Origin of the sequence: Paenibacillus sp. PCH8 (assembly GCF_002968835.1) — a bacterium.
In the GTDB taxonomy this organism is placed as follows: Bacteria; Bacillota; Bacilli; order Paenibacillales; family Paenibacillaceae; genus Paenibacillus.
This window is the reverse complement of record NZ_PKQK01000001.1, coordinates 2,453,144-2,468,506: the sequence shown is the minus strand read 5'-3', so window position 1 is coordinate 2,468,506 and position 15,363 is coordinate 2,453,144. Positions and strand designations below refer to the sequence as shown.

The following is a 15,363-nucleotide window of genomic DNA, read 5'->3' as shown; positions in this document are numbered from 1 at the left end:
AGATGCAAATGACCTTTGCAATAAGGGGGCTACACCATGAAAAATCAGACATTGATCCGGGATGATCAGGAATCTTTCTTTTACAATCTGCGCTTTATGCTTATCGTCTGTGTCCTTGCTGGTAATGCACTTGAACCACTCATCACACGCTTTGCAGGAGCAGAAGCTCTGTTCCTGTGGATATATACGTTTCATATGCCGCTCTTTGTATGGGTAACCGGGTATTTCGCCAGACACTCACTGCAAGGTCCATCTGGTCGGAACGTCCTGAAGCAGATTGCCTTACAATATTTACTGTTTCAATCCTTGTATGCACTAATGGATCTCACCGTGTTCCACACGCCCCATATGCGGCTATCTTTCTTCGCACCCTATTTGCTGCTATGGTTTCTCGCGAGTCATTTCTGCTGGAGATTGCTGCTACGGCTGACGATCTCATGGAAACCGGTGTATCGCTTGATTGGCTCGATTCTACTCGGAGTCATTGCGGGGTATCTGCCCATTGACGGGTTCTGGCTCAGCTTCAGTCGCACATTTGTGTTCCTGCCGTTCTTTGTCATTGGTTATGACTATGGAGCATCCATCCGTTCTCGTCTGTTGCCCGGTTGGGGACGAAGAACCGCAGCCGTTCTCTCTGCTTCCCTGCTGGTATGCATCGGATATGGCGGTTTGAATGTCTCATCCGGTTGGTTACTCGGCAGCATGACCTACGCGGAACTGGGTCATCATGAATGGTATGCCGGCATCTTCCGGCTTGGTGTATACGTTCTGGAGATCGCGTCAGGAGCTCTATTCTTGGCTTGGGTACCTTCCCTAACCTCCAGGCTGACTGATCTTGGAAGACGTACACTCTATGTGTTCCTTCTGCATGGATTTCTCGTACGTCTCGCGATCTGGTCCGGAATCTACAGTTATATGGGAAGTTCAGCGTACATTCCAGTCATACTTGTCATCGCGGTTCTGTTCGCAGTCACACTGGCACTGCCGGTTATACGTCACGCGTTCAAACCTATAATTGAACCGGATATATCTCGCTTTTCTTTGAATCGGCAAGAAGTGTTTAAACGGTCGGCCTAATCCTCTGGTGCATTCCTTAGCCGTCGGCTCCATTCTGGTGATGTTGTTTCAGGCTGGAAAAGACGTGGTAATTTAGGCATACGCGCTACAAAAAACAACTTATAGTTGTAAGGAGTGATTTGTAATGACACGAGGGCAGACGTCAGATCGCAAGATGAGTCGCGAAGAGGCCGGCAGGTTGGGTGGCAAAGCCACGTCCAAGAACCATGATCGAAGCTTCTATCAGACGATTGGAAAAAAAGGCGGAGAAGCAACTTCGGATGCCCATGATACCGACTTTTACAAGCAGATTGGTCGCAAGGGTGGAGAAGCAACCTCCGAAACCCATAATACGGAATTCTACCGTGAAATTGGACGCAAAGGCGGAAGCAACTAAACCGTCTCTGCTCGCAACATCGAAACAGGATCATAGCTTTCCCCAAATCAAGAAGCCCAACTCCATGTAAATGGAATAAGGCTTCTTTCTATTGATTGTAGAAATATGACGATGGTTGTGATAGACTCTATAGAAAAACTGGGTGTTCACGGGTTTAAAGCAGCAAAGAATTTCACAAACTACGGGAAGCTCGACACCGGCAATGCTGGTCCTTTTTTTTTAGAGTACGGATGAAATTAAACGACAGATGCACTGCCATTTATTTTTCCATTCATGTTGCTCAATATTATATATTTGGGGGAAATACACCATGTCAGCCAAGAAGATGCGTTCCGATATGATCAAAAAGGGTTTTGACCGCGCACCACACCGGAGTTTGCTCCGCGCAGCGGGCGTTAAAGAAGAGGATTTTGGCAAGCCATTTATCGCCGTATGTAACTCTTACATTGATATCGTGCCTGGTCACGTTCACTTGCAGGAATTCGGTAAAATTGTAAAGGATGCCATTCGTGAAGCCGGTGGCGTTCCGTTCGAATTCAACACCATCGGAGTAGATGATGGTATTGCTATGGGACACATCGGTATGCGTTACTCTCTGCCAAGCCGTGATATTATCGCGGATTCCGTGGAAACGGTTGTATCTGCACACTGGTTCGACGGCATGGTATGTATCCCGAACTGTGACAAAATTACACCAGGCATGATGATGGGCGCGCTCCGCGTGAACATCCCTACCCTGTTCGTAAGTGGTGGACCAATGAAAGCTGGTCGCGACAGCAACGGAAAAGCTCTTTCCCTGACTTCTGTATTTGAAGGCGTAGGTGCTTACCAAGCAGGTAAAATTGACGATAAGAGTTTGCTTGAACTTGAACAGTTCGGTTGTCCTACCTGTGGCTCATGTTCCGGTATGTTTACCGCGAACTCCATGAACTGTCTGGCTGAAGCGATGGGACTGGCTATGCCAGGTAACGGAACCATCCTCGCCGTTGCTCCAGAACGTCGTGAGTTTGTTAAACAATCCGCGACTCAACTGATGGAACTCATCAAATTGGATCTGAAACCACGTGATATTGTTACTGTAGAAGCAATTGACAATGCGTTTGCACTGGATATGGCTATGGGTGGATCCACCAACACAGTACTGCACACATTGGCATTGGCTCATGAAGCAGGCATCGAATATCCAATCGAGCGTATCAATGAAGTAGCCAACCGTGTTCCGCATCTGGCGAAGCTCGCACCTGCTTCCGATCTTCACATTGAAGATGTCCACAATGCAGGCGGCGTAAGCGCAGTTCTGAACGAATTGTTGAAGAAACCAGGCGCGATCCACGGCGACTGCATTACCGTAACCGGTAAAACGATCCGTGAGAATGTTGAAGGTCAAGAGATCCAGGATACCAACGTTATCCATCACCTTGACAACCCGCATTCCGAAAAAGGCGGTTTGGCTGTATTGTTCGGTAACCTTGCACCACAAGGTGCCATCATCAAAGTTGGTGCAGTTGATGCTTCAGTTGGTGGATACCACAAAGGTCCTGCCATCTGCTTCGACTCCCAGGAACAAGCACTCGAAGGTATTGCTAACGGCAAAGTAAAAGAAGGACATGTCGTGGTTATTCGTTATGAAGGACCCAAAGGCGGACCAGGTATGCCTGAGATGCTCGCTCCAACTTCCCAGATCGTAGGTATGGGTCTTGGTGCGAAAGTCGGTCTGATCACGGATGGACGCTTCTCTGGCGCATCCCGCGGAATCAGTATCGGACATATCTCTCCAGAAGCAGCTGAAGGCGGTCCAATTGCCTTTGTTGAAGAAGGAGATATCATCGAGCTGGATCTGAACAACCGCATCATTGAACTGCAGATCAGTGACGAAGAGTTCGAACGTCGTCGTGCAGAATGGAAAGGCTTTGAGCCAAAAGTAAAAACCGGATACCTCGCTCGTTACTCCAAACTGGTAACGAATGCAAGTAACGGCGGCGTCCTGAGTATCTAAGTTTAAGAAATCCGATGATTTCCTTAACGGAAACTTGTTAACAATAAAGGGTTGCTCTTCTGCCAATAATGGCGAAGGGCAACCCTTTATCTTTGACGTCAAGTGACATCCATTTCAACCGTTGCTTTCGTCTACACTTTCTACACCTTAGATCCCTGTTAGTACATGATGAGTTCTACTCCGGAAGTACTTCTTTATCGATCACTAGTGATCCATCTCTGGACTCTTCTGCTGTCGCTGCTACCCGCGTTGTAACCTGCCCATAACGTTCCAGCAGTACATCCAGCGGCATAGCAATCATTTTGGGCACCAATTGCTCCGTACGCTGTTTCAAACGTGTGGTGCCTGCCGGGTGAATCACACTCAACAACAGCTTCAGGTATACTTTTGATGCAACACTGAACGGTCCGGGGGCAAGTCCTGAACAGTAAATCCGAATTGTTCCGGGCCTCTGTTAATCATACTCACACCATATATAGCCTTGGCAGAACGTAATTCAGGTTCAATAGCTACTTTGCGCGCCAAATCCGGCAACTGTTGTTCCATGGTTCGGATCATGCGAATAGCCAAATGCATACTGGAACGTGAAGTAACACCAAGTTCGAACAATTTCTGGTTATCAAAATGAAGTTCAATCACCGAATCTCCGTTTTGAATGACATGGCCGCCACTCAACTCCATTAAGGCGCCATGATATACACGGGATCGGAAGTGCAACATCGGATCTTCTGGCGATGCTGTTTGCAGATGGTATATCCAGTGGAACAACTTCTCCCAACTCAACCATAGTGCAACAACTATGCGTTTCCAAGGCTTCAAATGTGTCTGTGACTGATTCTTGTTCTTGCTATGAGATTCGCTCAATGTGATCCCTCCCATCAAGGTATCGACGCGAACACTTTGCAGACCCCGCCGTTCTGCTTCCTGCAAGACGACTTCCAGCGCCTGAAGCATCTGCTCCGGCGCGTGTGCATCAGCACCGAGGGTCGTTCCTCGATCATGCAGCAGCATGACCTCTCCGCCCCTTAGCTCCTTCAGCATCCGTTCGGTCAATCTCTCCACACCTACACGACTTCTCCAGTCTTCAAACATGCAAGACCACAGTATGATCTTTCGATCTTTTTTGCTAAAAAAATCAAATAGGTTCATAATCCCCATGGTGGACGATAATAACAAGTCTTCACTCCGGTTACTTCGCGAATAATCTGACCGGTTCGCTGAATCTGGTTCCGGACCGTGCGCGGCCGCATGAGCCAGTTTGTTTTGTGAATATAATTATGAATGCCAATAAGATGACCTTCCTCATGGATCCGCTGGATGAGTTCAGGATGACTCGCCGCATGTTCTCCAACGACAAAAAATGTGGCTTTCGCTTGATGCTGGTGGAGCAGATCCAGTAGTCTCGGTGTATAGTGCGGATCTGGCCCATCATCAAACGTTAAGGCAAAAAGGGTATCACTTCTTCCCCGTCTAAATACACGAAAACCGAATAGCCTGCTGATCAAACTTGGAAGAAAAGCGTAAAAAGATGAAAGATACAATAGCCACAGTAGAATACTCTGAAGTATCGTTGTCATGTTGCGAACTCCCCACTTCTCCTGCTGAATTACAGTGCTCATCGGCACTTTCTAAATTAAACCTTCTATTATTTTATCACAATTCAAACTTTTCTTGAATCCTGTTTCCCCAATAACATAGCAATCGTGTACAATGAATACATCTAATTTTTGCCTGCAAAGGAGCCATGTCCATGCTACCGCTTTACCAAAAATACGGGCGTACCGTCTTTGATATCGCTTTGCTCGTATTAACCGTGTACGTAATCATGTACAGTTTTAGTCAATTGTATCAAATAGCTGCACCCGTTTTTCTCTCATTTATCGTGTATTGGATGATTGAACCGTTAGCCAAATTTTTGCATCGCAGAGGATTGCCGAAGACCCTCGGAGCAGCCATATCTGTCCTGTTATTTCTTGCCCTGATTATCGGTGCCTTTTTTGGCGTAGGCTTGATTATCATCTCACAGATCTCCAATCTGCAGGATAATTTCCCGTCATATATTGAGATGGTACAGCGTGAATTCACCAATCTGGTTCTATTCATTCAGGATAAATCGGATGCTCTCCCGGATGGGATCATGGATAAAGTGAATGAATATTTCGCAACCCTGACCGGTTTCCTGTCCAAATGGGTGACTAGCGGTGCACAGTTTTTGATTGGTTTCCTCAGTTCCTTCTCTTCGTTTATTACGAACTTCGGAATTGCTATTATTCTGGCGTTCTTTCTCAGTATTGAGATCGAATCCTGGCGCAAGTTTGCTCGGACCAAAACGCCCAAAACCTTGAAGACAGCCAATGAATTCATGCGTAACCATGTGTTCAAGACAATCCGTTCGTATCTGAAAGCACAGATGATCATGATGCTGATTACGTTCGTATTGATTTATGCAGGTTTGCTGATTTTGGGAACCTCTAACGCGTTTACTATTGCAGCCATCTGTGCCGTCTTTGATCTGGTGCCATTGCTTGGCGTTCCTGTTGTGTTCATTCCTTGGATTGTCTACTTGTTCATAGTGGGCAATAGCAGTCTGGCCATTGGTCTGGTTGTGATCCTGGCCGTGACGATGCTTACACGACAACTGCTGGAACCAAAAATATCAGGCAACTCCATCGGCGTATCTTCGGCGTATTTGATGCTTTCGTTTATGCTGATCTCTCTGTCGATCTTCGGCCTCGCTGGTGTGGTGTTATCTCCAGTGCTCTTGATCCTACTCAAAGAACTGTTACAACAAGGATATCTGCAAAAATGGATTCACCTGCCAAAAGATGAATTTGAATCGTCTCCATTGGTCATGGACTCACCTGTTAGTACCGCCTCAGCCAAGGCTGCCAAATCTCCTTCGCCTGGATCTGTTGCTAATCAGGATCACGAAGACTCTGCCAGATAGTCCATGACCTTCCTGAATATAGCCGTCGCCTGATGATGGCCTTCAGGAGAGACATTCTGAACCAACACAGCCACAGCGTACTTAGGTTGTTCCGTCGGCCCATACCCAATGAACCATTGATGATGAAGTCGCTCCCCCCGCTTCTGGACCTGGGCTGTACCTGATTTCCCTGCAACATGCCACCTTGCATGCTGCAGGGATTTTCCTGTGCCCTCTCGGACTACCTTATTCATCCAGGTCAACAGTTTATGCGCGGTAGCTGGTGCGATCTGCCCTGTTGCTGAGGGCGTGTCATGAACAGGCATCTCCAGCATGGTGTTACCATCCGCATACCGGATTCGCTGAACAAGACGCGGCGCACTAACCTTTCCATCATGCAGCAGCGTCACGACCAGATTGGCGGCTTGTAGCGGTGTGACCAGCACATCTCGCTGACCAATCGCTGTCTGAATTTTGGCACCTTCATCTGTAGATGGAACTGCTGCTGTACGAACACGTCCACGATCTTCATGGTCGAAATGTCGCAATACCGACATCCCTGCCATCTGCTGCGCTTCCCAGCCAACAGAACGCCCAAGTCCCAGACGATCTGCCGTATGTTCGAGTTGCTCCACGCTGAGCCTGCGCGCCGTTTCCGCAAACACGATGTTGCATGACTCCGCAAACCCTTGTTCCAGACTCAGGTCACCATGACCATGCTCCTTCCAGCATGACAGACCATACTTGCCGTACTCTCCCCCACAATGAAATTTCTCTCCGTTTGCAACCACATGATTCTCCATCGCAGCTGCTGCCGTAACGATTTTGAAAATAGAACCTGGCACAGCTGCCTGTACTGCTCGATTTCCCCATGAAGATTGCTCAGGATCGACATGCTGCGGTCGATAGAATGGACGGGATACCATGGCACGTACATCTGCATTGGCAGCATCCAGGACAACAATGGCTCCTTCCTTTAGACCTGACTCTTGCACGAGCTTCTCTAATCCCTGCTGTAGACGGGCATCCACAGTCGTTTCCACACGTAATGGATAATGGGGATTGGCTGGTGCGATAACGTGTGGACGCATCCCGGGAATCATCTCTCCACCACCTGACACCATACGTGTTACCAGTGTAGGGCCAATGCCCTTCAGCAGAGGTTCAAGTGTTCTCTCCAGCCCGGCAGCACCCGATTTCATGCCAAAAGGCTGTTTTACCTCATCCTGATGTCCAGACTGCGTTTTCGAAAGATCAGGCTGTTCAGCCAGATAACCCAGCCATTGCCTGCCCGTGTCCACTTGAGGATACCGAATCATCATGGGATATACGCCCATCCCTTGCAGATGCAAATGATGCATATATTTAATCTGATAGTCAGTCAAGAGAACAGGCTGAAGTGTACCTGCTGTCCAGAAATGAGGCGCACTCACTTTATTCCATTCCTGCTTCAATTGATGGATATCTGTATGTAATATGGAGGCCAACTGCTTTATTTCGGAGCCGCCCAGCTCCCTATTCTTGCTTAACTTCTCTAATGGATCTGCGTGTGGAAAAAGAACCAGTCCCCATTGCAGCGTTCCCGTCAAAGCCTCGCCTCTGTAATCCGTAAATTGTCCACGCCCTGGATCGAGCATTACGCCCCGCTCACGCTGTAATACAGACATCTCGCGGACGGTTCGATGATATCCAGGCATGATCTGATTGACTTGAACCATCTGCACCCATCCCAAGCGCAAAATAAGCACCCCAAAGATAAGGGTCAGAAGAATACAAGCTATATAGATACGTCGTTTCGCAAGGAGATGCATCCAAATCTCACCTTTTATCGTTTTGCCATATTATTAGTGATAAGGGTTGGAATTATCCGGTAAACGAAAGAAAACCTGTCCCATGTATGGGACAGGTTTCTCAGCGATATAAATGTAGAGCTTAAACGTACAACCTACCTATTGTTCGTTTATACCGTAAAACGTGACAACGTTTGTTTCAATTCAGTGGACACATTCTCCAGTTTACCAGACAGATTTACCAACTGGTTACTGATATTTTGTTGTTCACTGCTCAGGGAAGCTACTTCCTGAGACGTTGCAGACGATTCCTCCGCCACTGCGCTGACATTACTCATCGCTTCAGATAACGTACTTTGAGATTTGTTCAAATCTCCAATGGAACCTGTCACCATACTCAGACGTTCTACAAATGCTCCCATCTGCTCCTGTACAGAAGCGAAGATGACATTGGTATCTTTAACCGCATCCATCTGTTCCTTGAATAGCGGATATGCTGCAGACAACGCATCAACGGTCTCGTTCATTTCCGTCATGATTTTGTCTGTGATCTCTCCGACCATTTCAATGGATTGTCTGGATTGAGCCGCGAGCTGACGAACTTCATCCGCCACCACCATGAATCCGCGCCCGGCTGCACCGGCACGTGCTGCTTCAATGGTAGCGTTCAGGGATAGAATATTCGTCTGTTTTGTAATGTTTTGCAGCACTTCGAGCACTTTCAGAACAGAGGATGTGCTCTCTTTCAGAGAATCAACCTTATTCACCAGTGCACCAATCATCTCTTCAGTCTTCTGGGTTTTGGTCATCAACTGATTCAGATGTTGTGTTCCTGTGTGACTGGACTTCTCAACATGACGAGCAGAATCACCCATCTGTTCATTGGCAGCGATGACACTCTCCATCTGACGAGAGATATTATCCGTCAATTCATTGCCCCGTTCTGCTTCAGTTGCCAGACTGCCTGCACCACCTGCAATCTCTTCTGTTGCTACGGCGATCTCAGAAGCAGATACCGCTGTTTTCTTGGATGCACTGCTCAGCTCAGAGGCAGTATCCAATACCTCTTGTGCAGAACGATTGGTTTGTTCAACCAGCTTCGTGATCTGCTCCATCATCAAGTTGAATGCAGATGAGAGCTGACCTATTTCATCTTTGGAGCTAAATGGGGTACGAACTTTAAGATTACCTTTCGCACCTTCCTGCATCAGATCTTTCAATTTGCCAAGTGGACGGGCAATCATGCGAACCATCCACATCCCGATCAATACCGCGATACCCGCATCAACCAGCGCCATCCACAGCGTCATGGTCAGAATACCTTTTGCATCCTTCACAAGGAAAGAGGTAGGAATCATGCCAACCAGTTTCCAGCCAGATGTGTCCATCGTGCTGTACACGGCCAGCATTTCCGTAGGTTTTCCATCGATTTCGAACTCTGTATTCGTGCTACCTGCTGGTTCAGTCAGGTCTTTGACAAACGCAAGCTCTGTATCTTTTCCTGTACGATCCGCGATGGAGGAAGCAACCACTTTATTATCTGGAGCGATCAGTTGAAGAATAGATCCTGGGCCAAGATCAAGCGATTTTAATTGCTCCTCCAGAACTTCCAGTTTCAGTTCAATAATTAAAACATAGGACTGAGCGGTCCCTTGCAGATTTTTCATTGAACGTGCAATTTTAAACGTCGGGATGGAGCCATCTTCCTTGAGCTCTGTTGGAAGCCAGCGATATCCGCCTGCCGTTATAAGCTCGTTATACCAAGGCTCCTGGCGAATGCTGCCCATGGATGAACTGTTACTTCCCGTACCCATAATGGATTTACTTTCATCCGTAGGTACCAAATAAATCGCTTCCATAGATTTATTTGTAAAAGCAATGTTGGACAATTGTTTGTTAATCGAACTTGAATTTACGAAAGTATCATACGCAGTCAGATTCTTGTCTGACATTTTTTGTAGCAAAGACTGCATTTCCGGATCAAAGAAAATCTGTGTGGATGTATCCACGAATCTCTCCAAAATAATATCCATCTTCTGCTTAGTCTGATCTATCGTCTCCTGATTTGCCCGGGATGCGTTAGCCTCAATCGTATTTTTGGCCTTTGCATAAGATAATAGACCCAGACTCACTACAATGATCATAATTGCTGCAAAAAAGATCAAGAACAATTTAACCCCGACGGATTTAACCGGGTTCACCTTCCTGATCTGTCGGAATGATGATCCACCCATGTTTTTCCAATCTCGGTTTTTCAATTGCTCTTTGAACCAATCTGTTTTGATCCAACCGAAATTAAGCTTGCTGCGATCGAACTTGAAGGATCTTTTGCCACTGCCTGTGATTTTGCTTTTTTCTACTTTCTCTTTCTTCACATTCTGACCCTTCTCAGGGTTAACCTGCTCGGGTTTCGTCACTTGTTCCCCACTATCTTTCTGCTTCTTTTGAACCAATCCCATTCACCTGCCAGTTATTTACTTGGATTTTTCTTTCTCTCCCCTATGAATATGTAATATTCGACAGCTTTCTTCTTTACCCTTTCATTCTCCAGAAATTTTTTACAACTTTATTCCTATTTATCTATAAAAAAAAGACCCCCATATACCGATAAACGGAGGTCCTAAATGTACATTTTATAACACTATTTTGTTAAATCATAATACAATATTGACACTACATAGGTATTTGAACCTATTTCTTTTTTCTCATCATATCAAAATAAGAAACGGGTTGGTCTACTTTGATTTTCACCAGTTGCAACGGGTGACGGGCAGCGTCCAGAACATTGCCTTCTTCATCCTGTATTTCGCCAACAACCTGTTTGAAAAAGTGACCTCCCGGACCGAAAAATTCAATTTCCTGTCCCGGTTTGAAGTGATTGCGCTGTTGCACGGTAGCCATACCTGTGTCTGCGTCATAGCCCATAACCAATCCAGCGAAGTCAAAAGGTACAGCCTTTTCTTCCGGTTCGTAGATATGGTCTTCATGGTCGGGTGTGTCATAGAAGAATCCGGTATTCAGCGGGCGATTCGCCGCTTTGTTCATCTCTTCAACCCACTCGGGCTTCAGAACATAATTCTCCGGGTCAGCCATATAAGCGTCAATGGCTTGACGATATACGTTAACAACGGTCGCCACGTAGTGAATCGATTTCATACGGCCTTCAATCTTGAAGCTGTCCACACCCACATCTATCAACTCAGGAATATGGCCAATCATACACAGATCCTTCGATCCCATAGAGAACGAATTGTCCTGTTCCTCGAACAAGGGCAACTGATTTTCTCCCAGTTTGTATGGAGCAGGTGCCTGCATCTGGATGTCCTCTTCGCTAACCCAAACCGTATCTTCTCTCGCATCTTCGAACAGATCATACTTCCAGCGGCAAGACTGACAACAGCCACCCCGGTTGGAATCTCGATCCGTAAAGTGATTAGAAAGTACACAACGCCCGGAATACGAAGAGCACATGGCTCCGTGAATAAAGGCTTCAATTTCGATATCCACGTTAGCTTTGATCTCTTCAATCTCTTCGAAGCTGGTCTCACGCCCCAGTACAACACGCGGCAGTCCTTCATCTTTCCAGAACTTCACAGCTTGCCAGTTGAGTGTGGATTGTTGGGTGCTCAGATGCACCTCAAGACCTGGCACAGCGCGAAGGGCTACATCAATAATAGCCGGATCAGCAACGATGATCGCAGAGATTCCTGCATTGTAGAGGTTCTGCAAATACGTTTCGATTCCTGCAACATCTTCGTTATGAGCATAGATGTTTGTCGCTACAAACACTTTGGCTCCATACTTCTTAGCAAACTCCACACCTTCACGCATCTCTTCAAAGCTGAAGTTATCCGCGTTGGAACGAAGTCCGTAGGCTTGTCCGCCGATATATACGGCATCTGCGCCATAATGAATCGCAAATTTCAGTTTTTCCAGATTACCCGCCGGAGCTAATAACTCCGGTTTATCCAGACGGTTACGTTTACCCGAGAACTTCCGCTGTACCGCCACTGTTTCCATTCTGTTCACCTCGTCTATTAATACACTTGTTCTTTGTAGAAGAATCCAAACGACAATTCCCGTTCAGGGTCCTGCAATTTACGAACTTCGTTCAGCCAATCTTCAGAGAATGCATAGGCATCGGCATCGGCTTCATATGTGTCAATCGCTGTCCGATATGCGCGTACAACCGCTTCATTGTAGGTAATCGATTTTAATATACCTTCAATTTTGAAACTTTGTACGCCCGCCTCCATCAGCAGATGAAGATCTTCGAGGATACATATATCCTCTGAACTCATAATGTGCGTGCCATTCAGGTCTTCATAGATGGGGAACACTTCATCCCGGCGTTCAGCCTCAATCAGGAACAATCCCCGTTCTTTGCCGAGGTTTCCCTCAACCGGCCGTCCTTGATGAGCCATATAACTTTGCACCAGGCTACGCTTGGAATGATATATATTCGTCATGCCATGCACCTGAACCTGCGCTTCCACCTTCAGAAAAGGAACCATTTCCGTCAACTCGTCCATATTCAACTCACGGGCAAGCACGACACGGCTAGCTCCCTTGGTTCCCCAATAGTTCGCGGTTGCATAGTTCGTTGAAGTCATCTCTGCATTCCAGTGCAGCTTAACGTGTGGAGCGTATTCCTTCATGGTAGCAAGCACGGCTGGATCATTAAATTCCACACCATCAATACCGATTCTACCCAGAGCCTGCACATACTCAGGCAATTCTTTCAGCAATTCGTTGGACATCAGATTAGTCATGGACACATACACGCGCGCCTGATATTTGGCTGCGATGGCAACGACCTCTGCTGTCTCTTCCACGTTGAAGCTACCTGGGAGACGCATACCGAACCGGTCATCTCCAATTAACACAGCATCTGCCCCAGCCTGGAGCAACACTTCTGCTTCCTTTACATTCGCTGCTGTAACGAGCAGTTCATGTTTCTTACTCATATAATCCCCTCCGCTTATTGCGCAGCCTTACTTTTGGCTATATTTTGCTGATGTTCCTTATAGGTCTTGGCGAACAGATGCCCCGATGAACCATCCTTTTTCGTCACATAGAACAGATACTCCGAAGCTTCCGGATCAAGGGCAGCCTCGATTGAGGGAAGACTTGGACTGGCAATTGGACCAGGTGGTAACCCTTTGTTCAGATACATATTATAAGGACTTTGCACCTTCAGATCCTTGAAAAACAATCTGGACTTGGGCTTGTCCAACAAATATTGCACCGTAGCATCGATCTCCAGCTTCATGTCCTGCCCGATCCGATTGTAGATTATCCCCGCAACCAGCGCACGTTCCTCATCTACTACAACTTCTTTCTCCACCAATGACGCGATGGTCAGCAGCTCATGCAGTGAAAGATTCTTTTCCTCAAGCTTCTTCTCCAGGTCAGGAATAGCATTGACTTTGGTCTGGAATTCTTCAAGCATCCGCTGCATGACGTCATGTGTGGAACTGCCTTTCTTCAACTCATACGTCTCCGGGAACAGATACCCTTCCAATACGTAGCGAAGTTCTTCATCCACTGGAATATCTTTGACGATATCCACATCGAAGGCAGAAGGATCATTAGCCAATTTGATGAATTCATCCCGATTAACAACACCCTCCTCAGACAATTTGTCTGCCATCTGCAGAACTGTATATCCCTCAGGAATTGTAAACTTGACCATTGCTTCCGGTACAACTTCACCACTACTCAGCTTGCTAACAATCTCATCATATGTCACGCCAGGATTCATAGAATATGTACCTGCCATGAAATTCGAACCTCGTTTTTTCCACTTTAAATACCCCTTGAAGGTTAACCCGCTTCGAATGAGGCCTTCTTCTTGAAGCTGATCTGCAATTTGGGATGTTCCTGATCCGCTCTTAATCTCAAATACAACCGGCTCTGCTGAAGCCTTCACGGGACGCATCATACTCCATACGTATCCGCCCGCTCCTCCGGCAACAATGACAATGATGAGCAGGATGACTACTATTGCTTTCCCTTTCAAAAAAGAAACAACTCCTTTACACAACCAAAAAGAGCGGACTTCTCCGCCCTTCCGGTTTCTTCAATTTGAAGCTGATTAATCTTCATCAATGGGGAGTGTACATTCGTCATACAACTCCGAGATGCTCTCCCACTCATCATCATCGTCGATCGTAACTAACTCCGGCATGATCTGGTCTTCACTTCCAGGTAACACCCGTAAAAGTTCAACCTCGTCATACGGACGCAACGAACTGCGGAGCACCGCGTATTGTTGACCGTTCACTTCGAACTCAGCCAACAAGTCATACGGTTGTGATTTACCGTTCTCTTCCTCGAGCTCAACATGAGCACCGAATGCCAGACGCAGTGAATCTGTCCATTTCAGGTCTTTGCGGCTATATTCCGTCATTTAGTTCGCTTCCTCTTCATCTTCAGCAAGAAATGTATTAAACGTCTCCTCGACGATATCCCATTCGGCATCATCTTGGATAACGAAAAGTTTGATATCGTCGCCCTCTTCTTCATAACGGAATGCATAGACATCCGTTTCGCCATCTTCAGGTTCAACTGGAGCAACCATCATATACTTGGCCTCCGAACCATCCACTTCAAACTTCATGATGACTTCAAATTCCTCTTCATTACCCTCGTCATCCGCAATGTAAATAATCTCTGCTTCTTCTTCCATACCCAGTTGATCTTCAGCCATTGTTGATCCCCCTCACCTTCTACTATTGGCATCCAAATAATTTTGCAAAATCAAGCTTGCGGCCAATTTGTCCACAACCTGTTTGCGTTTTTTTCGACTGACATCCGCTTCAATCAGCGTACGTTCTGCTGCCATGGTTGTCAGCCGTTCATCCCAAAGGTGAACAGGTAAATTCAGTTCGCTCCGCAGGCGGTCGGCAAAAGCTATGCATATTTCACCACGTGGCCCTACGGTGCCGTTCATGTTTTTGGGAAGTCCCACTACGATTTCACTGATCTCATGCTCACGCACCAGATCGGCAATCCGAGTGAACTCACCTTCATCACGGCGGCGTTCAAGCACTTCCAATCCCTGGGCAGTCCAACCGAAGGCGTCACTCGCAGCAACTCCGATTCTTCGGTCCCCATAGTCCAAACCTAATATTTTCATCCATGTTCTCCCATCCTGAAGCCTGCTCAGGTCGATTAATAATCTCCTTCTCAAGCT

At 46.8% G+C, this 15,363-nt stretch carries 13 protein-coding genes and 1 pseudogene; 4 read left to right on the top strand and 10 right to left on the bottom strand.

Annotation, left to right across the window (positions count from 1 at the left end):
• Positions 1-36 precede the first annotated feature (36 nt).
• From C0Q44_RS10685 to ilvD, 3 genes are all read left to right on the top strand, one after another.
• Complete coding sequence (locus C0Q44_RS10685; RefSeq protein WP_105407209.1) at positions 37-1,077, top strand: acyltransferase family protein; 1,041 nt, start codon at positions 37-39, stop codon at positions 1,075-1,077.
• Between the two features lie 124 nt (positions 1,078-1,201).
• Positions 1,202-1,453 (top strand): KGG domain-containing protein, encoded by a 252-nt coding sequence (locus C0Q44_RS10680; RefSeq protein ID WP_105407208.1) that lies wholly within the window; start codon positions 1,202-1,204, stop codon positions 1,451-1,453.
• A 310-nt stretch (positions 1,454-1,763) separates the two neighbouring features.
• A complete protein-coding gene (gene ilvD, locus C0Q44_RS10675) occupies positions 1,764-3,449 on the top strand; it encodes a dihydroxy-acid dehydratase (protein WP_105407207.1) in 1,686 nt (561 codons plus the stop codon).
• A gap of 175 nt (positions 3,450-3,624) precedes the next feature.
• Here the strand turns inward: ilvD and C0Q44_RS31755 are convergent.
• Both C0Q44_RS31755 and C0Q44_RS31450 read right to left on the bottom strand, forming a co-directional pair.
• Positions 3,625-4,328 (bottom strand): annotated as a pseudogene (locus tag C0Q44_RS31755) (YkoP family protein).
• Between the two features lie 266 nt (positions 4,329-4,594).
• Positions 4,595-5,026 (bottom strand): polysaccharide deacetylase family protein, encoded by a 432-nt coding sequence (locus tag C0Q44_RS31450; protein WP_308737400.1) that lies wholly within the window; start codon positions 5,024-5,026, stop codon positions 4,595-4,597.
• 173 nt (positions 5,027-5,199) lie between these two features.
• Between C0Q44_RS31450 and C0Q44_RS10665 the strand changes: the two genes are divergently transcribed.
• Positions 5,200-6,396, top strand: coding sequence for an AI-2E family transporter (locus C0Q44_RS10665; RefSeq protein WP_105407206.1), 1,197 nt, complete (start codon positions 5,200-5,202; stop codon positions 6,394-6,396).
• On the opposite strand, the gene C0Q44_RS10660 is transcribed toward C0Q44_RS10665, so the two are convergent.
• The 8 genes from C0Q44_RS10660 to ruvX all read right to left on the bottom strand — a co-directional run bounded on the left by C0Q44_RS10660 (position 6,375) and on the right by ruvX (position 15,306).
• Positions 6,375-8,093, bottom strand: coding sequence for a peptidoglycan D,D-transpeptidase FtsI family protein (locus C0Q44_RS10660; protein ID WP_258166235.1), 1,719 nt, complete (start codon positions 8,091-8,093; stop codon positions 6,375-6,377). The two genes, C0Q44_RS10665 and C0Q44_RS10660, sit on opposite strands and share 22 nt — an antisense overlap.
• Before the next feature lie 242 nt (positions 8,094-8,335).
• Entirely contained in the window at positions 8,336-10,624 is a 2,289-nt protein-coding gene (locus tag C0Q44_RS10655) for a methyl-accepting chemotaxis protein (protein ID WP_258166234.1), read from the bottom strand.
• A 232-nt stretch (positions 10,625-10,856) separates the two neighbouring features.
• Complete coding sequence (locus C0Q44_RS10650) at positions 10,857-12,185, bottom strand: peptidase U32 family protein (protein ID WP_105407205.1); 1,329 nt, start codon at positions 12,183-12,185, stop codon at positions 10,857-10,859.
• A 17-nt stretch (positions 12,186-12,202) separates the two neighbouring features.
• Complete coding sequence (locus C0Q44_RS10645; protein WP_105407204.1) at positions 12,203-13,132, bottom strand: peptidase U32 family protein; 930 nt, start codon at positions 13,130-13,132, stop codon at positions 12,203-12,205.
• Between the two features lie 14 nt (positions 13,133-13,146).
• Entirely contained in the window at positions 13,147-14,187 is a 1,041-nt protein-coding gene (gene mltG, locus C0Q44_RS10640; protein ID WP_258166233.1) for an endolytic transglycosylase MltG, read from the bottom strand.
• Positions 14,188-14,262: 75 nt separating this feature from the next.
• On the bottom strand, positions 14,263-14,577 hold the full coding sequence (locus C0Q44_RS10635; protein ID WP_105407203.1) for a DUF1292 domain-containing protein: 315 nt from the start codon (positions 14,575-14,577) through the stop codon (positions 14,263-14,265).
• Positions 14,578-14,877: a DUF1292 domain-containing protein gene (locus C0Q44_RS10630; protein ID WP_017686820.1), complete on the bottom strand. Its 300-nt coding sequence runs from the start codon at positions 14,875-14,877 to the stop codon at positions 14,578-14,580.
• Positions 14,878-14,889: 12 nt separating this feature from the next.
• Positions 14,890-15,306 (bottom strand): Holliday junction resolvase RuvX, encoded by a 417-nt coding sequence (gene ruvX, locus C0Q44_RS10625; RefSeq protein ID WP_105407202.1) that lies wholly within the window; start codon positions 15,304-15,306, stop codon positions 14,890-14,892.
• Between the last annotated feature and the right edge of the window lie 57 nt (positions 15,307-15,363).